Here is a 19,359-nt window from a genome sequence, read left to right as displayed (position 1 = left end):
CACTGCTCAACCCTCCATGGCCGACCCTGACCGGATCGAAATTCTTTCGGAGCGTGAGCTTGGTTTGACCCTGGCGCGGTTGGCGTCGCAGGTGCTGGAGAGTGCCGAAGACAGCCGTCGATTGATGCTGTTGGGGATTCCCACCCGTGGTGTTCAGTTGTCCAGGGTGTTGGCGCGTGAATTGGAGCGGTTGACAGGCCATGCCATCTCCCAGGGGTCCATTGATCCCACGTTCCATCGCGATGATTTGGAGCGCATCGGCACCCGTCTGCCCCAGCTCACGACTCTGCCCACCAGCATTGAAGATCGTCAGGTGATCTTGGTAGACGATGTGATCTTCACGGGGCGCACGGTGCGTGCCGCGTTGGAAGCGATGCAGAGCTGGGGGCGGCCGCAACGGGTGATGCTGTTGGCCATGGTCGATCGAGGCCATCGGGAGCTTCCGATTCAGCCTGATTTCTGTGGCCGTGTTGTTGCCACCCGACGCAGCGAGACCATCGAGCTCCGCCTGAGGGATGTTGATGGTGAGGAGGGGGTTTTCCTCAGCCGAATCAGTCGGCAGCCTTGAGTTCGTCGGCGCGGAAATGGGCCTTGTAACGGCCGAAGGCAACGATTACTGGCAGCGTTGGGCTGATCACCCGACCCTTCCAATCATTGAGAACGTTCGCCACCTCACCGGTCTGGCCTTTCAAATCAAAGGCTTTGCCCCGATGTTCGGGATGGTTGAACACAACGACGGATGCCTCCACCGTCACCCTGTCGCCCGCCTGCATCGCACCTGAGTCATCCACGGGTTCATCTTGTCACGGGCTTGGGGACGAGCGTCGACAGAAACTTTCAGGTCCGTCCTCTTCGACGCGACCGCCCAAGTGACTGCAGCCCACGGAAAAGGCCGTCCAGGGGTCTTGGCCTTGGAGCAACTGCTCCTTGACGGCGGCATCCAGCTTGTCACCGCTGATCACGTCGGCACGCACCGCGGGATGTTGCTGGTGTTGCTGGGCCTCGTCGAGGGCCTGAATGGCGTTCTCCACCTGTTGACGGGTGGTGCTTGCCTGCTTTTGCCACCAGGGATGGTCGAGTTTGTTGAGGCTGTCCAAGGCCTCCCACCAACGTTCTTGCTCCACCAGCTGGACCAGCCGACCCTGTTCCAACCGGTTGCGGTTCCAGATCTCCCTCAGCGTTGCACTGAGTTGGCTGATCGAACTGCGCGAGGGGCCTTTGAGGGGATCCAGCAACTCGAGTGCCTGCTGCAGGTCTCCCTCACGAAACAGAGCAATCGCCTGATCCATCAGGGCTTGGTGCCAACGTTCGAGGGTCTTGCGATGGAGGGCGAGATCGCCATGGCCCGAGGCGACCAATTGCTGCTGCAGCGTGAGGGCAGCGATCTGATCGCCTTGGTCCCAGAGAGATTCGGCGTGCTTCTGGCGGCAGATGGCCTGTTCTTCCGGTGCTCCTTCGCCCAACCAACGCAGGGATGCGAGTTGCTCACTCGTGCGGATGCAGGCCTCGTAGTCGTTGGCGTCGAGGGCGCTCTGGAGCCGCTCCGGCAGTTGTCGTTCCCACCAGTAAGCACCTGTCGCAATCGCCAGCACCAGTCCCAGGGTTCCAACACCCCAAAGCCGTAGCAGCAGTTGGCGCGGTGCCGCCACGAAGGGTGGAACTGAACGTTGGATCTGTTTTATGGAGTGACAGCTCCCGTTCCAAGGGCCTGTGGACGGACGTCTTATCGGATGGACTTATAGGACAGCCCCTAGCGTTGGGTGGGACCACGACTGTCCGGAGCGCAGATCGTTGATTTCCAGCTGAAGCTGCGCTTCTTTATCAATGCTCCAGCGCAGTCGCAGGCAGTCTTCGCCCTGTTCTCCGGCGGGCTCCAGGGGCAGCACCAGCTCGGTGCCTGGCCAGGGCTGGTGGGAGATCTCCCCGGCGGTCTGCTCCTGGAGCGTTGGCAAACCATCGATGAAGACCACGCTGTGGCTCCCCTGGGGGATGGGCTCTCCCAGCACCAGCTCCAAGCTGCGTTGGCCGGTCCGGCTGGCGGCCAGCACGAGCTCCAGGGGGGCTTGGCTCGGCCAGGGTTGACCGGCCACGAAGAGGGGATGCCAGCGGTGGCTGTTGCTGCGCTGATCCCAGAAGCGGAGGGAAACGCCGTGTTGCAGCACATCCTGAATGGCGACCCCTGGCGTGAGTTGAAGCGCACCCAGCGCCACGGCTTCCACCGGTGGTGGGGTGAGCAAGGGCGCTGGCGCCGTGTGCTCGAGGAGCCACTGGCGCAGGAGGGGCAGCTGGGCACCGCCTCCGACGGCCACCACGCCCTCGAGATCTTCAAGGCTGCAGTTGTTACGGCGACCGCCGGCGAGACAGGTTTCCAGCAACTGTTCGAGGGCGTCTGTGAAGCCTCGCTCCAGCAGAAGCGCGTTGAGTTCGCTGCGCGACAGGCGGAGCACATGCTCCTGCTCATCCACCGCCAACTCCATCAGGGGCTCGCGTTCGGCCAACGCGATGTCGCTCAGCCGGCATTTGAGCCGTTCGGCGGCATTGAGCAAGGGGGCGCTGGCGGCTTGACCCGGGCAACAGCGGTCCACAATCCAGCGATCAATGTCTCGGCCTCCGAGGCGCAGCCCTGCCTTGCCGAGAACCTTCGCTGTGCGCAGCATCTGGCGGCTGTTGTCCCCCAGGCTGCGCCCCCCCAGCCGCAGCAGTTGGGCGATCGGTGCGGCACGACCTTCTCCTCCCTCCAGAGCCACCAGGGCCAGATCCAGGGTGCTTCCGCCCAGGTCCACCACCAGCAGGGTGGAACCCGCGGGAAGCCCTGCACCCATGGCGGCTGCTGTGGGTTCATCCACCAGGGCGATCTCGGCCACCGGCAGCGTGGTGCAGGCCTGCAGCAACCAGCTGCGATAGGCCCGGTAACACTCCACCGGGGCGGTCAACACCAGCCGCTCGACCAGGAGATCGCTGGGGAGCCGGCTCCAGATCTGTTGAATCAGCTGTTCTCCAGCCCAGCGAGCTGCTTCCTGTTCTGGGGCATCCGCTTGACCGATGCGGCCCTTGAAGTCGCGATGCAGACGGCTGTCCACGGAGTCATTGAGGCCTGACTCGAGCACCTGCCGGCCAATCAGGGGCCGTTGCGATGCCTCCCACACCAGGCTGGGAATTTCACCGGCCCGGCTGCAGATGGCGGGCAGGTTCAGCAGATCGGCAGTTGTGGATGTCGCCCCCTGATAAGCCACCACCGTGGTGGTGCTGCCCAAATCGATGGCGAGAGTTCCGCCCCGTTGGTCTGAATGCTGAAGCTTTTCTTCGCCCACGCGATCTCTGACCGTGCTCAGTGCACGGTGAAGTCAGGATGAGACTAGGGGGACTGGCGGCGATGGATCGATTGCAACAGCTGATCTTCTCCTTCTACCGGGAAGATCCTGAACTGCAGGACAGGCTTGAGCCGCTGCGGAGCTGTCGCATGCGTCGCAGCTGGGGCAGCATCCGCATCGAGTGCATCGATGATGCACATCTCGAGGAATTGAGTGGTTTGGTCGCTGATCTGCGCTTGCCCCTGGCGGCCTTGGGGATGGGGCGCCAGATCGTTCTGCGGGTTCCTGGCTCCCGTCAGCGTGCTTACCCCATGCACGTGCCTTTTCACACCGACCAGCTGGCCTGAGACGGCCACCGCTTAGTCTCAAGTTGTTTGATTTAGAAGCCTGTGCTTTCGGCCGGAGTCGATTCCAAGGATCTCGCCAAACGTGGCGAAAGCTTGATTCGTCAATCAAGCAACCGTTATCTGACGACGGTGCGGATTGCCTTCCGGGCCAAACAGCGGCGCTTCGACGACTTTGACGGTCTGCTGGAAGAGTCCAGCGTCAAGCCGGTGCAGCGGGCCATCGTGGAATTGAGCGACGAGCAAGACCAGCCCGATCTGCTGCCTGGTTGATCCATCGGCTGTGATCCAGCAGGAGGGGGACGGTTGGCGGGTGTCGCACGACCCCTCCCGCGGCGAATATTGCGTTCTTATCGGAGGAGAGCGCTGGGCATTTGAGTTGACCGAGCCGGAGTGGCGGGATCTGGTGAATCTCGTGGCAACCCTGGAGCAGCAGCACAGGGGTCTGGTTGACCAACTGATGCCCGAGGAGTCGATCGAGCTGGAGCTGGATCGAGGCGTGTGGTGGGGATGCTTGAGCGGTGATCGCAACCAATGGGAGTTGCGCATCCTGCTCACCCCGCTGCAGGGACGTGCGGCCGAGGGGGAGTGGCCGGCCCCAGCGGCGGCGGCGGCCGTTGCGGCCTTGAGAACGTTGTGGGACTCGCAGCATTGATTAATCCAGCTAATCGTTTTTGAGTCATTGATTTCCCCCGCCCTTTTCCCGCTGCTCTGCACAGTTTTTCCACAGGCCGCAGGGCATTAACGCCGCTTTGGTGGGTTTCTGTGGAAATCCCCTGTTTGTTGTTGTTTTTGCTTGACGATGGCGGCGGGCTGCGCAGTTCCGCCTAGGCCGGCGCTGCGAGCAGTGCAGAAGTGGCTTTCTGGCAGGGGTCTCGCCTGGAGATTCATGAGAATGGCCCTGTGTTGGTGGTCCTTGACGGGGGCGCTGTGGTGTGGAGAACTAGTGTTCGTTTCGAAGAGAAAAGATGCCGGAAGGCCTTGAGCAAGCCGCGGCTGAGACCAGTGTTGTGAGTTTCCAATCGGAAGTGCCGCAGCCCCTTCAGCAGGCCATGACCCAGTTCATCGAGGGGCATCCGAACTGGGATCAATACCGTTTGGTTCAGGCGGCGCTTGCCGGTTTCCTGGTGCAGAACGGCCAGGCATCGCGGGAGATCACCCGGGTTTACGTCGGAAACATGTTCCGCCGGGAATCGCTGATCAATGGGGTCTGAGGCCGGCAGCAGGCCATCAGCACCAGGGCGCTGAAGGGGAGGCTGAGCAGCAGCCCAAGAGTGGCACCGATCAGCCCCAGAAGATTGAGGCCAATCAGCATTCCCAACAGCGCCAGCACCTTGAGCCCATTGCGGTGCACCAGTTGTCGGCTGTGGTCCATCGCCTGAAGTGCTCGGCAGCGCTCGTGCACGAGCAGGGGCAGGGCCAGGGTTTGGCTGAACAGCCAGCTCAGCAGCACCACTCCCCCAAGCAGCACGCTGAGGCCTGCCAAGGCTGTGCTCCAGCGTCCGAGCGCCCAGCTCAACGACTGAATCAATCCGACGCCACCCAGCACCAGCACCAGCTCCAGCAGCACCAGGGTGAAGGCCTGGCGCTGCAGCTGTCTCCAGCTCTGCTGGGGGCGGTCATCGCGTCGATCGGGGAGCAGGCCATCCGTCAGCTGCAGCAGGGCCAGGAGAGGCAGCAGCGGAAGCACCAGGCTGATCAACACCGAGAGGTCCCCCAGTCGATTCAGCCATGGGGATCCCGCCAGGCGTAGGTCGTGGCCGATCACCGCAGGGCCACTGGCACTGATCAACACCAGTGCCGCCAAGCCAACACAGCGCCAGGGCCCCCGGCTGAAGCCGATCCAGGCCCTCGGCAACAGGGTGACCAGTGGGATCTCAGTGGAGCTGGCCAAGCCGTGAAAGGAGGTCGTTGGCGGTGTCGGGGGGCACTGGAAGGATCGAAAGCCTGTTGCCGCGTTTGATCACAGGCAGCTGCTCTTCGCTGTAGAGCTCCCTCAGTTGGTCGAGACTGAGCAGGGCATCGAATTCGCCGAGGAATCGCAGGCGTGCACAGTCCCAGCGTGGTTTCTCGGGGCTTGACTTGGGGTCGTAGTACTTGGCCGAGGGGTCAAACTGAGTGGGGTCCACCAGGCCGGTCTCCGTCACTTCCATCAGCCCGATGATCCCGGGTGGTTTGCAATTGGAGTGGTAGAAAAACGCCTGGTCGCCAGCCTCCATGCTGCGCATGAAATTGCGGGCCTGGTAGTTGCGAATGCCGTCCCACAGCGTGGTGCCCTCGCGCCGCAGATCATCGATCCCGTAGGCGTCGGGTTCGCTTTTCATCAACCAGAAGGCCACGTCACAACGCTTGTTTCACACCATCATCGGATCGTTCGGCCCAGATGCATCCCATTGCGTTCGTTTGGTCTCAGGCGACGTCCAGCCGCGGGGTGATCAGGTTGCGGAAGTGGTCCCCTCTGGCCTCGAAATCCCGATATTGATCAAAGCTGGCGCAGGCCGGTGACAGGAGCAGCGATGAGGCCTGATGCCGCTGCACGGCCGTTTCAGCCAGGTTGACAGCGCTCTCGAGCTCCGGGCACTGCAGCAATTCGCCGGGGTATCCAGCCGCTTTGGCCAGGCTGGCCAGCTCATCGGCCCCCGCACCGAACAGGATCAGGCTGCAGGCCTTGGTGTGCAGTTGGTCGAGCCATCCACTGGCGTCGCCCTGTTTGGTCTGCCCCCCGGCCAGCACCACGACGGGTCCCTGCACGGCCCGCAAGCCAACCTCGGCTGCGTCGTAGTTGGTGGCTTTGCTGTCGTTGAACACGCTGGCTCCCGCCAGCTTGCCCAGCTGCTCAAGCCGGTGAGGTACGCCCGGAAATGTCTGCAAGGCGTCGGCGATCTGCTGGGGGGAGAGGCCGACCTCCAGGGCGGCAGCGGTCACCAGCAAAAGGTTTTGGCGGTTGTGGCGGCCCGGCATCGCCAGGGCATCAGCTGCAAACAATCGGGTGTTGTTGTTGCGGACCATGCCCTCGTCATCAATCCAGAGGTCGGCGGGCTGGTTGTCCGGATGCGCTCCCTCACTGCTCACCCAGGTGCCGCGTTTCCAGCTGCTGCGCTGCTGGCGCAGGTCTGGATCATCGGCATTGAACAGGGCGCACTCCGAGCGTTCGAGCAGCCCGCGTTTGATGGCCCGATAGGCCTCCAGGCTGCCGTGGCGCTCGAGATGGTCTGGAGTCAGCGTGGTCCAGATGCCGATCTTGGGGGCCACGGTGGGCGCTGCCTCGATTTGGTAACTGCTCAGTTCCATCACGAGCCAATCCGGCCGTGGCTTGCCCCCTGAGCCGATCTGGCAGGCCAGTTCAGCGGCGGAGAGGCCCATGTTTCCCCCCATCGGCGCCGTGAGGCCTGAGGCCTCCAACACGTGGCTGAGCAGATGAGTGACCGTGGTTTTGCCGTTGGTTCCCGTGATGCCGATCCAGGGGATCTGCTGAAGGGCATTCCAAGCTAGATCCATCTCGCCGCGCACCTGGATGCCCTCGGTTCGCAGTTGGACCAGGGTTGGGTGATCCCAGGGAATGCCAGGACCGATCACCACAGCGTCCAGGTTGTCTCTCCAGGCGGCAAAGCTCTCCAGGGTCAGGGGTTGCCCCAAGACCACCTGGATGCCCTCTTCAGCGAGGGTTTTTGAGGTGTTTTGGAGGGCTTCGTTTTCGCCCCGTTCGAAAACAACAACGTCGCGATTCTGCTGCTTGAGCAGACGCGCGGCTCCTAAACCTGATCGACCCAAGCCAACGACAATCGTGCGTGTCATCGCGAGGTCTGAAGTTCGGAAACGCAGTCCCTACAGGGAAAGTGGGCGATACTGGATTTGAACCAGTGACTCCTACAATGTCAATGTAGTGCTCTACCCCTGAGCTAATCGCCCGACATCGATCAGTTTGAAATCTTGTGATTTCATCGACCGAGGCTGAACAGTAGCAGCTGGTGGGCAGCTCAACTCAACTGCGGCGCAGTTCAACGCGCCAGCGCTCCCGTTTGGTGCGGGTGAGAGAGAGCACCTCCACCGAGCCGCGATCCTGCAGCTGCAGCCGGTCGCCCACCACCAGTTCACGGCTGGCTTGACGCACGTTGCCCCAGTTGAGCCGTAGGCGCCCGGTTTTGACGTGGGTCACGATCTTGGCTCGTGACAGCCCGAATCCTGCCGATGCAATCGCATCCAGGCGACAGGAGGCCTCCACCGTTTGCAGGGTGCGGACGCTGCGTTGCACAGGGTGCTGCAACTGCTCCAACGGGAGGGATTCGCAGCGAATCTCCACCTCGCGCACGGCACCCAGGCGGCCATGCAGGGCTTCGGCAGCATTGGGGGTGCAGACCCCTTGCCCGCCGCGATCGCCGCGCACCCAGAGATCGCCGATGGTGTCTGCGTCGACGCCCATGGCCTGCAGCGCTTCGCGCAGGTCGTCGGGGGAGAGGGGATCGAAGAGGAAATTGCCTTCGATCAACAGGCCTTGAATGGGGGGCTCTGCATCGGGGCTGTCGTCGCGACGGTGGCAGAGCAGCCGTTGGCGTTCGGCGCCTGGATAACCGCCATCACTCATCCAGGTCAATTCACTGAGGCTGCCCAGGCGGGCCAAGGCTTCCTCCCGCAGCGGTGCACTGAGGAAAGGACTCCAGGCCGGTTGCCAGGTGCGCAACACCTGCTCGGCGAGATCGACGAGCAGCGTCAATCCTTCTGGGTTTTGGGCCCCCGCCAGCAGATCCTCCCGGGGCAGCATCACAGGTCGTCGAGGCGAACCACTTGCTGCGGCCGCGATTTTTGAATCACCTGCCAGGGGGCCTCGATGCCATTGGGGGTTTCCAGCAGCACCAGCCAGCGTCCTTCGTCGCGGCGGTTGCGCAGGATCCGCACGCCTGCATCGTTGTCTGAATCCACGCTGGCGGCTGCGGCGTAGCTCCCCATCAGGCCGGAGCCCATGCCCAGCAGGCCGCCGATCAGGGTTTCACCCCAGGGGCCAAAGCTGGCGAAGGTGGTGAGGGTGGTGATCTTGGTGAAGGTGACCCCTGCAAGGAAACCGAAGGGCATCAGCCAGCGGGCCATGCCCTGCTGCCGCTGTTGGCGCGTGAGGTTGGGGTTCAACAGGGCAACCTTGTCGATGGCATCCCCATCTGGGGGGATCGTCAGACACTTCAGCAGCGGCAGATCGGTGTCCCGGAGCCGCTGGGTCAGGCCTTCAGCCGCGGGGGCATCGGCCATCACCATCACACAGACGGGCATGGGGGCATTCAGATCCAATGCGCTGAATTCTGAACCCTGTGCTTCGAACTGGAGGGGGTGGTGGATGTCGATCTCTACAGTTCACCGCGGCAGTTCTGCGCCTTTCGATGACGAAAGTTCTTGTCTCCGATCCGATCGACCAGGCCGGGATCGACATCCTTGGCCAAGTGGCGCAGGTGGATCAGCGCACCGGCCTCTCTGAGGAGGAGCTGATCGGGATCATCGGTGAGTACGACGGATTGATGATCCGATCCGGCACTCAGGTGACCGCAGCGGTGATCGCGGCGGCGAGCCGGCTCAAGATCATCGGCCGCGCCGGCGTCGGCGTCGACAACGTTGATGTGCCTGCGGCCACCCAGCGGGGTGTGCTGGTGGTGAACTCGCCGGAGGGCAACACCATCGCTGCAGCGGAGCACGCTCTGGCGATGATGCTGACCCTCTCGCGGCACATTCCTCAGGCCCATGGCGGCATGCGGGCCGGCAAGTGGGATCGCAAGAAATACGTCGGCAACGAGCTCTACAAAAAGACCCTGGGGGTGGTCGGTCTCGGCAAGATCGGATCCCACGTTGCCCGGGTTGCCCAGGCCATGGGCATGGAGGTGATCGCCTACGACCCCTTCGTTGCCGCTGACCGGGCTCAACGGATGCAGGTGAAGCTGCTGGAGCTGGATGAGCTGTTCCGCACCGCCGACTACGTCACCCTGCACATCCCGCGCACCAAGGACACCGAGAACCTGGTGAATGCGGAGTTGCTACGCACGATGAAGCCCACGGCGCGGATCGTGAACTGTGCCCGCGGCGGCGTGGTGGATGAGGCGGCGATCGCTGAAGCCATCAACAACGGTGTGATCGCCGGTGCGGGCCTGGATGTGTACGCCAGTGAGCCCCTGGCGGAAGACTCCCCCCTGCGGGCGGTGGAGCGTGGTCTAGTACTGACGCCACACCTCGGTGCATCGACGGAAGAGGCCCAGGAGAATGTGGCGATCGATGTGGCGGAGCAGATCCGCGATGTGCTGCTGGGTCTGCCGGCCCGCAGTGCGGTCAACATTCCCGGCCTCAGCGCCGAGATCATGGAGCGGCTCAAGCCCCATCTCCAGCTCGCTGAGACGGTCGGTTTGCTCGTCAGTCAGCTGGCTGGCGGTCATGTGAAGGAGATGGAACTGCGCCTGCAAGGTGAATTCGCCAGCCATCCCTCCCAACCTCTGGTGATTGCCGCTCTGAAGGGTCTGCTCAGCGCTGGCCTGGGTGACAGCATCAACTTCGTAAATGCCTCGCTCGAGGCCAAGGCCCGCGGCATTCAGGTGCTGGAGGTGAAGGATGAGAGCAGCCGCGACTTCGCCGGAGGCTCACTGCAAATCACCACGCGTGGCGATCAGGGCAGCCGCAGCGTCACCGGTGCCGTCTTTGCCGATGGCGATCTGCGCATCACCAGCATCGATGCCTTCCCGGTGAATGTGACGCCTAGCAGCCACATGCTGTTCACCCGACACCGGGACATGCCCGGAATCATTGGTCACCTGGGCTCTCTGCTGGGCGAACACAACGTCAACATCGCCTCCATGCAGGTGGGCCGCAAAATCGTGCGCGGCGATGCGGTGATGGTGCTCAGCATCGATGATCCGATCCCAGCAGATCTGCTGCAGACGATCACGGCCATCGAGGGCATCCAAGAAGCACACCCGGTCACGCTCTGATGTGGTGGCGTCTCACACTCCCGTGTCCTCCAGAGCTGGAGGAATCGCTGGTGTGGAAACTGACGGATCTGGGGCTGCATCGCCATGCGGTGCAGCATGCGCCCGAAACGCCTGACCGCAAGACGCTGTTGGTCTGGCTCCCGAAGCCGGAGTGGCCGGAGCCGCAGCGGCGGGAGCTGGTCTCCAGCCTGCAGCCGCTGGCGGAGACCTTCGGTTTCAGCCTGCCCGATGGGCACTGGGACGATGTGGCGGACGAGGATTGGAGCCTCAGCTGGAAACAGCACTGGCAGGCCGATCCCGTCGGTACGGGGCTGTTGATCCTGCCGGCCTGGCTGGAGGTTCCGCCGGAACATGCCGACCGGCTGGTGATCAAAATGGATCCTGGCAGTGCCTTCGGCACTGGAAGCCACCCCACCACCCGGCTCTGCCTGGAAGCTTTGGAGCAGTCGCCTCCCGTGGGGTCGCTTGTGGCCGATCTGGGCTGCGGCAGCGGGGTGCTGGGCCTTGCTGCGCTCGGCTTGGGTGCGGAGTCGGTGGTGGCCGCTGACACCGATTCCCTGGCGGTGCGTGCCACGACGGACAACCGCGGCCTCAATGATCGATCGGAGGCTGAGCTTCAGGTGGCTCTTGGTTCTGTGGAGACCCTGAGCGAGCTGCTCTCCCCCCGCCGCGCCGATCTGCTGCTCTGCAACATCCTGGCTCCAGTGATTGAAGCCCTCTCCCCGGGGTTTGAGGGGCTGCTACAGCCCGACGGGCGCGCTCTGCTCAGTGGGCTCCTGGTGGATCAGGCACCGCGCCTCAAGGAGGTCCTTGGGGGCTTGGGCTGGTTGGTGACCGCCGAGGCGGCGCAGGGCCGCTGGGGGCTGTTGGAGATCCGCCGCCGCTAGCCCTGGCCCTATAAGCCAGGCTTATCAGAGTGGGGTCTCCGATTGGTCCTCCTCCCCAGTGGCCCCGGAATCGTCAGGTTGAGCACCTATTTGAAGTAAAAATGTGGCGTTCTGCAGGACCGGGTTTTCCGGAACCCTGTACGCATTCATCAATCATGGCTTCCTACAAGGTCACCCTGGTCTCCGAGAGCGAAGGTCTGAACAAGACCATCGAAGTGCCCGACGACCAGTACATCCTCGACGCTGCTGAAGAGCAGGGCATCGACCTCCCCTACTCCTGCCGCGCTGGCGCTTGCTCCACCTGCGCCGGCAAGATCACCGCTGGCACCGTCGACCAGTCCGACCAGAGCTTCCTGGACGACGACCAGATCGAAGCCGGTTTCGTGCTGACCTGCGTCGCTTACCCCACCAGCGACTGCACCATCAAGACCCACGCCGAAGAAGAGCTCTATTGAGCCTCTGTCCTTCAACTGGACGTGTCCTCAACCACCCCTTCGGGGGTGGTTTTTTTTGGTCTGGTCGTCTTCCATGCGTGTCCCTTGTCTTCTCCTGCCGTGAGCCGCCCCGAAGTCGACGATCTTCTGGAGCCCGGCAGCGTTCACACCAGCCCCGGCGGTCAGTACAGCTTCCGCGTCATCGGGCCCTGTTGCCGGTTGTTTGATCGTGAAGAACTGCCCTGGCCCTGCTGTCGTCTGGCCTGGCGCAGCAAGGAGCCGAGCTGGCGACGGATCGGACGGCGGTTTGTTCCCGACCTGGCGGCCCGGCGTTGCCCCTCCTACGCCGTGGAACTGCTGCAGCCAGGGGGCCGGCCCACACCCACCGTGCTGACCCTGTTCTCTGTTCGTTTCAGCCGGGATTTGCAGGAGTGGTGGTACAGCCGCCATCCCAACTCCATGGCCCCGGAGCAGGTGAGCCCCCAGCAAAAAGCCCCGACGACCTAGGCCGCCGGGGACAGACAATTTTGATCGGAGTTAATCGGCGGAAGCTGATCAGAAGTAGATCTTGCCGCCACCCCAGGCGCTGCCCTGGACTTTGGGGGACACCAGGATGTAACCGGCCATCAGGCGCAGATCCTCGTCATCAAGATCGCGCATGGCGGGATAGAGCTCAGCGTCGCGCATGCTCGGGTGCAGGTCAGCAATGCTGTACTCACCGTCGTAGGAGGTGGGGTCCTTCATGTAATCGACCAGGGCCTCAACGTTGTCGCGGGCCGGGGTGGCCAGGGCCAAGGTCTCAGGATCCAAGCCCACGTTGTGGTTGGTCTTGGTGATGCCACCGGCGTGGCAGGTGCCGCAGCTGGTGTTGAACACCTTGCGGCCAGCATCGATTTCGCGATCGCTGAAGGTCACCTCTGTGCCGGAGGGATCTGCCGGAACCGTCAGGGTCTCAGCGTCCCACTGGGCCGCCTGAGCCGGAGAGATAACGGCCAAACCGATCAGCACCGGGATGAGGACCAGAAGGCCCTTCAGGGACCGTCGCAAGGAAGAGAACACAGAGGCCATGAAGGTAAGGGGGTGTGACGCATTCACCGCACCAAGCTCTTGTATCACGGGGAAGTGACCCTCTGTGGCCGGATCACGAACTGTTGCAGCGTGGTTTGACGTCAATGCTGAGGAAGTCCTTGGCCAGCAGCGTGTTGGGGAAGATCGCCTTGGCCTCGTCCAGCAGGTCTTGGGGCGTGACCGGGTTGCCCGGCACGTAGCGCGGGCTGAGGTGGGTGAGCACCAGCTGCCCCACACCCGCTTCGGCGGCCGTCTGGGCAGCCATGGTGCTGGTGGAGTGTTGTTTCTGGAACGCCATCTCCGCCTCGCCATGGGCAAAGGTGGATTCATGGATTAGCAGATCCGCGCCACGGGCAAGCTCGATGGCCGCCTCACAGAACACGGTGTCGGTGCAGTAAACGACGCTCACACCGGGCCGTTCCTCACCGCAGAGGCTGGTGCCGTCGATGCTGCGACCGTCCTCCAGGGTCACCGTTTCACCCCGCTTCAACTGGGCGTACACGGGGCCGGGCGGGATGTTTAGTTCCCGTGCTTTCTCAATGTCGAAGCGACCGGCCAGGGGCTTCTGTTCGATGCGATAGGCGTAGGCCGGCACACGGTGGGTGAGCGGGGTGCAGCGCACCATGAAGTCGTCGTCCTCGAAGAGCAGGGTGCCCTGCTCGGCTGCATCCCGGACCCTGTGGACGGCGAGGGGATAGCCGATCCGGGTGGAGCTGGTGCGCAGCACACCATTGAGGTAACTCTCCAGCGGGTCCGGCCCGTAGAGATCCACCCCTGCGGCGCTGCTGCCGGCGAGGCCGAGGCTGGCGAGCAGACCAGGCAGGCCGAACACGTGGTCGCCATGCATGTGGGTGATGAACACCCGGCGCAGCTGCGACAGCCGCAGATCACTGCGTAAAAACTGATGTTGGGTCCCCTCGCCGCAGTCGAACAGCCACATCTCCGAGCGCTGCGGCAAGCGCAGAGCCACGGCTGAGACGTTGCGGGCCCGGGTGGGTACCCCAGAACTCGTACCGAGAAATGTGACCTGCAAGGCCGGTGCTCCTCAGGACTCATGCTGCCACCTGGCTGAACCCCGGAACAGGCGGCACACTGGGACGCCTGTTGATCTCCAGCGTGCGCCGCGCCTCCGTTGCCATCGGGCTGGTGCTCGTCGCTGTGATCGCTCCATCACCGGCGGCGTTGGCCCGCGGCCGCGAGCCGCAGATGCGCGTGCTGCTGGTGGAGAACAATCGGGTCAGCCTGCGTTCCGATGGTGCACAGCCGCTGCAGGTGCAGGGTCTTCCCGGCGGAGAGCGACGGCCGCAGCGGCTGCAGCTCAGCCTTCAAGGAACCCGCCTGAGCGCCACTGTGGATGGCCGATCGATGCGGCTAGCACGCAGCACTCTGGTGACGGTGCAGAACGACGATCCACGGGGCATCTGGTTGGGGGAGCGTCGCTACCGCGGTGTGCTGCGCATCAGCAGCCGAGGCGGGCGCTTGCGGGTGATCAACAGCCTTGGCGTTGAGACCTATCTCGCCAGTGTTGTCGGCAGCGAAATGCCCCACCGCTGGCCCCTGGCTGCCCTGCAGGCCCAGGCTGTGGCGGCCCGCACCTATGCGTTGAAACAACGCAGCCGCGGTGGTGCCTGGGATGTGAAGGCCACGGTGGCGAGTCAGGTGTATCGCGGTGTGGAGTCGGAAACCCCGAGCACACGCAAGGCGGTGGCGAGCACCCGTTCGCTGGTGCTCGTGCACGGCGGTCGCCTGATCGATGCCGTTTTTCACAGCAGTTCTGGCGGGGTGACCGAGGCGAGCGGGATGGTCTGGCGCCGCCAGCATCCTTATCTGGTCAGCGTCCCCGACCACGACCAGCACAGCCCGGTGCACCGCTGGGAACAATGGTTTGATTCGGCCGGGCTGCGTCAGCGGCTGCCCGAAACCGGTGGGCTCCAGGCCGTTGAGGTGCTGAGTCGCTCCGGCAGTGGTCGCGTGCGCCAGGCCCGCGTGCGCGGTCCCCGCGGATCGCTGCTTCTCAGCGGCAGTGAGCTGCGCAAACGGTTGGGTCTCAAAAGCACGCTGGTGAACTTTGAGATGGTGACGGGGCGGCAGCGGTCTCCCGTGGAGCTTCCGCTGCGACGGGTGACTGCAACCGCCCGCCCGGGCTCCCGCATCGATCGGATCACGTCATCGGTGGCTCGCCAGAGGGGAGCACGGCCCCCCCTGTTGGTGGCCCCTCCGCCGGTGCTGGTCAGCCAGACGGCGGTGCGTCGTTGGTCCGCTGGCGGCCTGCAGCTGCTGGTGAAGGGCCAGGGCTATGGCCATGGCGTTGGCATGAGCCAGTGGGGAGCCCACGGCCTGGCGGAGCAGGGGGCTCACTTCCGCTCGATTCTTCAGCACTACTACCGCGGGGCTGAGGTCGTTCCCTACCGGCCGCACCACGACCCATCGCTGGCGCTGAAGCCCCCAACAAAGCCACTCTGGAGAAACATGCCGGTTTCGCCCCTTGGCACGGTTTCCCTGTCATCTGCAACGCCATTCCAGTGACACGGATCTCTGTGCTGTGCTGGCGGCCCATCTGGAGCGTCATCTGCGCGGTTGGCAGGGGCCTGATCCGCTGAAGCCCTTGGGACTGGCCACAGGACGGACGATGGAGCCGCTGTATCGCACCCTGGTGGAACGGCTGCTGTCGTGGTCTGCCGATGAGCTGGAGGCCCTGCGCGCCCGATGGTGCAGTTTCAACTTGGACGAATACCTCGGACTTTCGGCGGACGATCCCCGCGGCTATCGGGCCTACATGACCCACCACCTCGCTGCACCGTTGGGCCTGCCCGCTTCAGCGGTGCATCTTCCCGACTGCACCGCGGCTGACGGAGAGGCTGCTGCGCGGCGTTACGGCCAGCAGCTCAACCGTTGCGGAGGCATCGGATTGCAGCTTCTGGGGCTCGGCAGCAATGGTCATGTGGGTTTCAACGAGCCGCCCTGTCCTCCTGATCAGCACTGCCATGAGGTGGAGCTGACCTCTGCGACCCGGCAGCAGAACGCGGTGCTCTTTGATGGCTGCGTTGACGCTGTTCCCCAGCGGGCCATCACCCTGGGCCTCTGGGAGATCCTCGAGGCTGCTGAGATTCATCTGGTGGTGACCGGCGCCGCCAAGGCCGGCATCCTCCAGCGCTTGTTGGCCTTGAAAGAGCCAGACCATGCGCTGCCTGCCAGTTGGCTGCTGACCCATCCCAATGTCTGGCTCTGGTGCGATGCAGCGGCTTTAGCTTGAACAGCCGAGAGCAGCGGAGATGAGCATCGACCCCGTGGAACGGCGCCTTGAGCAGAGTTTTGAGGCGGAACGCTGGACGCGCTTCATTCAGGACTGTCAGGACCTTGAGCGGTTGCGCGAGACGGCCCTGGCGTTGGTGCAGCAGTTGGCCCAGCAGAAGGCTGCCAGTGCATGGATGGCCACCCGGGCCTCGGAATCGGAAAACGCCAAGTTGGAGATGCTGGCGCGGATGATTCGTCAGCAACCCGATGGCGAGTGAGGAGAAGGCGACCGAGACCCCCTGAGGGTTCCCAGCCGCCGGCCTGGTCGTGGTGTCAGTGTTCCTTTTGCCAGCGGCTCAGGTGAGCGGGAGAAAACTTATGGCCGTGTTTGGCGCCGACCTTGACCACGCAGGAGTTGTCCTTTCCGCAGCGTTGCACCTCATCGCGGATCGAGTCGTTGCTTTGCACCCGCGACATGAACGTTTCCAGCTGTTTCATGGACATGGGCAATCCTCCAGAAGGGATGCCTTCGGCCTAGCGCTGGGGTTGATTGGGGCTCAGGGGCTCAAGCTTTGGTGCGGATTTGCTGACGACAAACTTCAAGGAGGCGTCAGTCGAGCTCCAGTTCGTTGGCCAGATCCAGGTTGGCGCTAACGCTGCGCACATCATCGAGCCCATCGAGGGCATCCAGCAGCTTGAGGCAGTTGCGGGCGGTCTCGGGATCATTCACCGAAACACTCGTCTGGGCGGACCAGTGATGGCCCCACTCCCGCACATCCCATTCTGCGTGGCGCAAGCCGTCCTGAAGGCTCTCCAAGGCCTCGAACGGGCCGTGCACCACCACAGCCCCGTCCAGGAGTTCATAGCCATCAGCGTCCAGCTCCAGGAGGCTTTCCAGCAGCCGTTCCTCGTCGTCGGGGCCGGCGTTGAGGATCACTTCGCTGCGGTGTTCAAACAGATAGGCCACGCAGCCGTTTTCCCCCAGGTTTCCGCCGTTCTTGCTGAAGGCCAGCCGCAGATCCGCCGCGGTGCGGTTGCGGTTGTCCGTGAGTGCCTCCACCAGCACCGCCATGCCGCCGGGGCCATACCCCTCGTAGCGCACGTCCTCCAGTTGGGCTCCATCACCGGCCTGGCCTGACCCCTTGGCGATGGCCCGCTCGATGTTGGAGGCGGGAACCCCAGCGGCGCGGGCTTTGCTGATGGCCGTGCGCAACTGAAAATTTCCGGCGGGATCGGCTCCGGCACGGGCCGCCACCATGATTTCCCGCCCCAGCCGGGTGAACACTGCACCTCGTTTGGCGTCAACGACGGCCTTGGTGCGTTTGATCTGGGACCATTTGCTGTGGCCAGCCATCGCGTCAGGGCAGGGCGGGATGCGCTCGGAGAGTACTGAGCGACCGGGTGGTTTCAGCCTGCTGCATCGAAAACCACCTTGGGCCGCAGCAAACCTTCGCTCTCGCGGTGGCCGATGCCGGCCATGCTCCCATCGGCGTTGCACACCACCACCGCCTCTCCAGCACCGGGATCCATTGCGATGCGTCGGCCGCAGCGCCAGTCGATCTGTTCGGCTTCGCTGAGATCACGCCGGGGCAGGTCTCCCAGGGCCAACAGCGGCGACAGGGGATCGGGTGGCACAGCGTCTCGCTCCGGCAGGGGATGGGCCTGGTGCGCGTGGAACCCCAGGGCCTGGGTGCGGCGCAGGGAAGCAAGACAACCTCCGCAGCCGATGCGGTCCCCCAGATCCCGGGCGATCGAGCGGATGTAGGTGCCGGCGGAACAGTGCACCTCGATGCTCAGCTGTCCCAGGGTTGCATCCCAATTCAACAGCTCCAGCCGGTGCACGGTGACAGCCCGCGGCGGCAGATCCATGGCTTCACCGCGCCTGGCCTTGGCATGGGCCCGTTCGCCATCCACATGGACGGCGGAGACCTGCGGCGGACGCTGCTCAATCGCGCCCCGGAACGCCTCCAGGCTGCTGTTGAGCTCGGCTTCGCTAAGGGATGGCCAGGCCTGCTGCTCCAGCAGCTCTCCTTCCAGATCGTCGCTGCTGGTGCGCCGGCCCAGCTGAATCACCCCGGTGTAGGTCTTTTCCCCGGGGAGGTAGGGCAGCAATCGGGTCGCCGGTCCCAGGGCGATAGGGAGAACCCCGGTGACGGCAGGATCAAGGGTGCCGCCATGACCCACCCGTTTGAGGCCGTAGCTGCGGCGGAGGCGGCTGACGCAGGCATGGGAAGTGAGGCCTGCGGGCTTGTCGATCACCACGAAGCCGAAGGGGCCGTTCACCGGGGCTGGAGCAGGGTGCCCTGACTGTTGCATTCCGCCGGCTGCGTAGGTTGGCCGCTCTCTGATGCCCATCCATGCCCCAGCTCCGCAGCAGCACGGATGTGGACGTCTCCGCTTTTCTGGCGGACGGTTTGGGCATCAAGCAACACCTCAGCCGCTACCTCGACCTCACGCCGGAGCAGCTCGAGCAGCGTCTGCCCAGCAGCACCGACGACCTGGCGGATCTGCACCCCGGTGCGTTCCGGCCAGAGGACGCCACAGCCTTCTATGAGGACACGGTGGGCACGGGGCACCTGCTTGAGCTGGCGGCCTGGCATCTCTCCAGTGCGGACTACATCGCAGACACGCTGCGGCTGCAGGGCATGGCGGTGCAGGGCCAGGTGCTGGACTTTGGCGGAGGCATCGGCACCCATGCCCTTTCGGCGGCGGCGCTGCCAGAGGTTGACCACGTCTGGTTTGTGGATCTAAATCCCCACAACCAGGCTTTTGTGCAGCAACGGGCGGAAAACCTGGGCCTGGCGGACAAGCTTTCGGTGCATCGTGACCTCAGCAGCACGGGCGATGTGCGTTTCGATGCGGTGGTTTGCCTCGATGTGCTGGAACACCTGCCGGATCCTTCGGCGCAGCTGCTGGAGTTTCACCAGCGCATGGCGCCCGGGGCCATCGCTCTCCTGAACTGGTACTTCTTCAAAGGGCATCAGGGCGAGTACCCCTTCCATTTCGATGATCCGGCCCTGGTGGATGGTTTTTTCCGCACCCTGCAGGCTCAGTTCCTGGAGGTGTTCCATCCCCTTCTGATCACGGCCCGGCTTTACCGCCGCCCCTGAGGCAAGGCATCAAACAAG

26 protein-coding genes and 1 tRNA gene are annotated in these 19,359 nt (G+C 63.8%); 13 read left to right on the top strand and 14 right to left on the bottom strand.

The window, feature by feature from the left end; genetic code table 11:
• Positions 1–16 precede the first annotated feature (16 nt).
• Positions 17–568 carry a bifunctional pyr operon transcriptional regulator/uracil phosphoribosyltransferase PyrR gene (gene pyrR / locus SynA1562_RS10460; protein WP_186493812.1) on the top strand — a complete coding sequence of 184 codons (552 nt, stop codon included), beginning with the start codon at positions 17–19 and terminating at the stop codon, positions 566–568.
• Here the strand turns inward: pyrR and SynA1562_RS10455 are convergent.
• From SynA1562_RS10455 to SynA1562_RS10445, 3 genes are all read right to left on the bottom strand, one after another.
• Positions 552–773 (bottom strand): ferredoxin-thioredoxin reductase variable chain, encoded by a 222-nt coding sequence (locus SynA1562_RS10455; protein WP_186495406.1) that lies wholly within the window; start codon positions 771–773, stop codon positions 552–554. The two genes, pyrR and SynA1562_RS10455, sit on opposite strands and share 17 nt — an antisense overlap.
• Positions 774–803: 30 nt before the next feature.
• A complete protein-coding gene (locus SynA1562_RS10450) occupies positions 804–1,649 on the bottom strand; it encodes a hypothetical protein (RefSeq protein ID WP_186493811.1) in 846 nt (281 codons plus the stop codon).
• 87 nt (positions 1,650–1,736) lie between these two features.
• A complete protein-coding gene (locus SynA1562_RS10445) occupies positions 1,737–3,311 on the bottom strand; it encodes an Hsp70 family protein (RefSeq protein WP_186493810.1) in 1,575 nt (524 codons plus the stop codon).
• 62 nt (positions 3,312–3,373) lie between these two features.
• Here SynA1562_RS10445 and SynA1562_RS10440 point away from each other — a divergent pair, with 62 nt between their 5' ends.
• The 4 genes from SynA1562_RS10440 (at position 3,374) to SynA1562_RS10425 (ending at position 4,869) form a co-directional block, all read left to right on the top strand.
• Complete coding sequence (locus SynA1562_RS10440) at positions 3,374–3,658, top strand: hypothetical protein (protein ID WP_006851813.1); 285 nt, start codon at positions 3,374–3,376, stop codon at positions 3,656–3,658.
• A 42-nt stretch (positions 3,659–3,700) separates the two neighbouring features.
• Positions 3,701–3,928 (top strand): DNA-directed RNA polymerase subunit omega, encoded by a 228-nt coding sequence (locus SynA1562_RS10435; protein WP_025362489.1) that lies wholly within the window; start codon positions 3,701–3,703, stop codon positions 3,926–3,928.
• Positions 3,929–3,938: 10 nt separating this feature from the next.
• Positions 3,939–4,310, top strand: a complete 372-nt coding sequence (locus tag SynA1562_RS10430) for a DUF1818 family protein (protein WP_186493809.1) — start codon at positions 3,939–3,941, stop codon at positions 4,308–4,310.
• Positions 4,311–4,623: 313 nt separating this feature from the next.
• Positions 4,624–4,869 carry a DUF2811 domain-containing protein gene (locus tag SynA1562_RS10425; RefSeq protein ID WP_006851681.1) on the top strand — a complete coding sequence of 82 codons (246 nt, stop codon included), beginning with the start codon at positions 4,624–4,626 and terminating at the stop codon, positions 4,867–4,869.
• Here the strand turns inward: SynA1562_RS10425 and SynA1562_RS10420 are convergent.
• The 6 genes from SynA1562_RS10420 to SynA1562_RS10395 all read right to left on the bottom strand — a co-directional run bounded on the left by SynA1562_RS10420 (position 4,821) and on the right by SynA1562_RS10395 (position 8,914).
• Positions 4,821–5,549 carry a hypothetical protein gene (locus SynA1562_RS10420; protein WP_186493808.1) on the bottom strand — a complete coding sequence of 243 codons (729 nt, stop codon included), beginning with the start codon at positions 5,547–5,549 and terminating at the stop codon, positions 4,821–4,823. The two genes, SynA1562_RS10425 and SynA1562_RS10420, sit on opposite strands and share 49 nt — an antisense overlap.
• On the bottom strand, positions 5,533–5,979 hold the full coding sequence (locus SynA1562_RS10415; RefSeq protein WP_186493807.1) for an EVE domain-containing protein: 447 nt from the start codon (positions 5,977–5,979) through the stop codon (positions 5,533–5,535). The genes SynA1562_RS10420 and SynA1562_RS10415 overlap by 17 nt, the downstream gene beginning before the upstream one ends.
• Positions 5,980–6,064: 85 nt before the next feature.
• Positions 6,065–7,450, bottom strand: coding sequence for a UDP-N-acetylmuramoyl-L-alanine--D-glutamate ligase (gene murD / locus SynA1562_RS10410; protein WP_186493806.1), 1,386 nt, complete (start codon positions 7,448–7,450; stop codon positions 6,065–6,067).
• Positions 7,451–7,492: 42 nt separating this feature from the next.
• A tRNA-Val gene (locus SynA1562_RS10405) sits at positions 7,493–7,564 on the bottom strand.
• 73 nt (positions 7,565–7,637) lie between these two features.
• Positions 7,638–8,414, bottom strand: coding sequence for a photosystem II S4 domain protein (locus SynA1562_RS10400; RefSeq protein ID WP_186493805.1), 777 nt, complete (start codon positions 8,412–8,414; stop codon positions 7,638–7,640).
• Positions 8,414–8,914, bottom strand: coding sequence for a hypothetical protein (locus SynA1562_RS10395; RefSeq protein WP_186493804.1), 501 nt, complete (start codon positions 8,912–8,914; stop codon positions 8,414–8,416). Before SynA1562_RS10395 ends, SynA1562_RS10400 begins: the two co-directional genes overlap by 1 nt.
• Before the next feature lie 107 nt (positions 8,915–9,021).
• Here SynA1562_RS10395 and serA point away from each other — a divergent pair, with 107 nt between their 5' ends.
• The 4 genes from serA to SynA1562_RS10375 all read left to right on the top strand — a co-directional run bounded on the left by serA (position 9,022) and on the right by SynA1562_RS10375 (position 12,436).
• Positions 9,022–10,608 (top strand): phosphoglycerate dehydrogenase, encoded by a 1,587-nt coding sequence (gene serA / locus SynA1562_RS10390; protein WP_186493803.1) that lies wholly within the window; start codon positions 9,022–9,024, stop codon positions 10,606–10,608.
• On the top strand, positions 10,608–11,495 hold the full coding sequence (prmA, locus tag SynA1562_RS10385) for a 50S ribosomal protein L11 methyltransferase (RefSeq protein WP_186493802.1): 888 nt from the start codon (positions 10,608–10,610) through the stop codon (positions 11,493–11,495). The genes serA and prmA overlap by 1 nt, the downstream gene beginning before the upstream one ends.
• 155 nt (positions 11,496–11,650) lie before the next feature.
• Positions 11,651–11,950, top strand: coding sequence for a ferredoxin (locus tag SynA1562_RS10380; protein WP_006043345.1), 300 nt, complete (start codon positions 11,651–11,653; stop codon positions 11,948–11,950).
• A 99-nt stretch (positions 11,951–12,049) separates the two neighbouring features.
• Positions 12,050–12,436, top strand: a complete 387-nt coding sequence (locus SynA1562_RS10375; RefSeq protein ID WP_115161698.1) for a hypothetical protein — start codon at positions 12,050–12,052, stop codon at positions 12,434–12,436.
• A 48-nt stretch (positions 12,437–12,484) separates the two neighbouring features.
• Here the strand turns inward: SynA1562_RS10375 and psbV are convergent, their stop codons facing one another.
• Together psbV and rnz are read right to left on the bottom strand one after the other, a co-directional pair.
• Positions 12,485–12,997, bottom strand: coding sequence for a photosystem II cytochrome c-550 (gene psbV / locus SynA1562_RS10370; RefSeq protein WP_222929014.1), 513 nt, complete (start codon positions 12,995–12,997; stop codon positions 12,485–12,487).
• Positions 12,998–13,070: 73 nt separating this feature from the next.
• Complete coding sequence (rnz, locus tag SynA1562_RS10365; RefSeq protein WP_186493801.1) at positions 13,071–14,030, bottom strand: ribonuclease Z; 960 nt, start codon at positions 14,028–14,030, stop codon at positions 13,071–13,073.
• A 5-nt stretch (positions 14,031–14,035) separates the two neighbouring features.
• Between rnz and SynA1562_RS10360 the strand changes: the two genes are divergently transcribed.
• The 3 genes from SynA1562_RS10360 to SynA1562_RS10350 are packed head-to-tail and all read left to right on the top strand — an operon-like array spanning position 14,036 to position 16,509.
• Positions 14,036–15,523 (top strand): SpoIID/LytB domain-containing protein, encoded by a 1,488-nt coding sequence (locus tag SynA1562_RS10360; protein ID WP_186493800.1) that lies wholly within the window; start codon positions 14,036–14,038, stop codon positions 15,521–15,523.
• 16 nt (positions 15,524–15,539) lie between these two features.
• On the top strand, positions 15,540–16,250 hold the full coding sequence (locus tag SynA1562_RS10355) for a glucosamine-6-phosphate deaminase (RefSeq protein ID WP_186495405.1): 711 nt from the start codon (positions 15,540–15,542) through the stop codon (positions 16,248–16,250).
• Between the two features lie 19 nt (positions 16,251–16,269).
• Complete coding sequence (locus tag SynA1562_RS10350; protein ID WP_186493799.1) at positions 16,270–16,509, top strand: hypothetical protein; 240 nt, start codon at positions 16,270–16,272, stop codon at positions 16,507–16,509.
• Positions 16,510–16,564: 55 nt separating this feature from the next.
• Here the strand turns inward: SynA1562_RS10350 and SynA1562_RS10345 are convergent, their stop codons facing one another.
• The 3 genes from SynA1562_RS10345 to truB form a co-directional block, all read right to left on the bottom strand.
• Positions 16,565–16,735 carry a Nif11 family protein gene (locus SynA1562_RS10345; protein WP_071823080.1) on the bottom strand — a complete coding sequence of 57 codons (171 nt, stop codon included), beginning with the start codon at positions 16,733–16,735 and terminating at the stop codon, positions 16,565–16,567.
• Between the two features lie 106 nt (positions 16,736–16,841).
• On the bottom strand, positions 16,842–17,585 hold the full coding sequence (locus SynA1562_RS10340) for a YebC/PmpR family DNA-binding transcriptional regulator (protein ID WP_186493798.1): 744 nt from the start codon (positions 17,583–17,585) through the stop codon (positions 16,842–16,844).
• A 53-nt stretch (positions 17,586–17,638) separates the two neighbouring features.
• Entirely contained in the window at positions 17,639–18,547 is a 909-nt protein-coding gene (gene truB / locus SynA1562_RS10335) for a tRNA pseudouridine(55) synthase TruB (protein ID WP_186493797.1), read from the bottom strand.
• Between the two features lie 41 nt (positions 18,548–18,588).
• Here truB and SynA1562_RS10330 point away from each other — a divergent pair, with 41 nt between their 5' ends.
• Entirely contained in the window at positions 18,589–19,341 is a 753-nt protein-coding gene (locus SynA1562_RS10330; RefSeq protein WP_186493796.1) for a bifunctional 2-polyprenyl-6-hydroxyphenol methylase/3-demethylubiquinol 3-O-methyltransferase UbiG, read from the top strand.
• Positions 19,342–19,359: the final 18 nt, after the last annotated feature.

It is taken from the genome of Synechococcus sp. A15-62 (assembly GCF_014280075.1).
In the GTDB taxonomy this organism is placed as follows: Bacteria; Cyanobacteriota; Cyanobacteriia; order PCC-6307; family Cyanobiaceae; genus Parasynechococcus.
The sequence above is the reverse complement of the archived record's forward strand: the minus strand, read 5'-3'. Positions and strand labels throughout refer to the sequence as shown.

Bases quoted from the DNA above. Each gene is read 5' to 3' on its own strand.
- SynA1562_RS10425 (WP_006851681.1), top strand. From the start codon at position 4,624: ATGCCGGAAGGCCTTGAGCAAGCCGCGGCTGAGACCAGTGTTGTGAGT.
- SynA1562_RS10400 (WP_186493805.1), bottom strand. From the start codon at position 8,414: ATGCTGCCCCGGGAGGATCTGCTGGCGGGGGCCCAAAACCCAGAAGGA.
- murD (WP_186493806.1), bottom strand. From the start codon at position 7,450: ATGACACGCACGATTGTCGTTGGCTTGGGTCGATCAGGTTTAGGAGCC.
- SynA1562_RS10455 (WP_186495406.1), bottom strand. From the start codon at position 773: ATGCAGGCGGGCGACAGGGTGACGGTGGAGGCATCCGTCGTTGTGTTC.
- SynA1562_RS10395 (WP_186493804.1), bottom strand. From the start codon at position 8,914: ATGCCCGTCTGTGTGATGGTGATGGCCGATGCCCCCGCGGCTGAAGGC.
- SynA1562_RS10330 (WP_186493796.1), top strand. From the start codon at position 18,589: ATGCCCCAGCTCCGCAGCAGCACGGATGTGGACGTCTCCGCTTTTCTG.
- SynA1562_RS10350 (WP_186493799.1), top strand. From the start codon at position 16,270: ATGAGCATCGACCCCGTGGAACGGCGCCTTGAGCAGAGTTTTGAGGCG.
- SynA1562_RS10440 (WP_006851813.1), top strand. From the start codon at position 3,374: ATGGATCGATTGCAACAGCTGATCTTCTCCTTCTACCGGGAAGATCCT.
- pyrR (WP_186493812.1), top strand. From the start codon at position 17: ATGGCCGACCCTGACCGGATCGAAATTCTTTCGGAGCGTGAGCTTGGT.
- truB (WP_186493797.1), bottom strand. From the start codon at position 18,547: ATGCAACAGTCAGGGCACCCTGCTCCAGCCCCGGTGAACGGCCCCTTC.
- psbV (WP_222929014.1), bottom strand. From the start codon at position 12,997: ATGGCCTCTGTGTTCTCTTCCTTGCGACGGTCCCTGAAGGGCCTTCTG.
- serA (WP_186493803.1), top strand. From the start codon at position 9,022: ATGACGAAAGTTCTTGTCTCCGATCCGATCGACCAGGCCGGGATCGAC.
- SynA1562_RS10340 (WP_186493798.1), bottom strand. From the start codon at position 17,585: ATGGCTGGCCACAGCAAATGGTCCCAGATCAAACGCACCAAGGCCGTC.
- SynA1562_RS10415 (WP_186493807.1), bottom strand. From the start codon at position 5,979: ATGAAAAGCGAACCCGACGCCTACGGGATCGATGATCTGCGGCGCGAG.
- SynA1562_RS10345 (WP_071823080.1), bottom strand. From the start codon at position 16,735: ATGTCCATGAAACAGCTGGAAACGTTCATGTCGCGGGTGCAAAGCAAC.
- prmA (WP_186493802.1), top strand. From the start codon at position 10,608: ATGTGGTGGCGTCTCACACTCCCGTGTCCTCCAGAGCTGGAGGAATCG.
- SynA1562_RS10380 (WP_006043345.1), top strand. From the start codon at position 11,651: ATGGCTTCCTACAAGGTCACCCTGGTCTCCGAGAGCGAAGGTCTGAAC.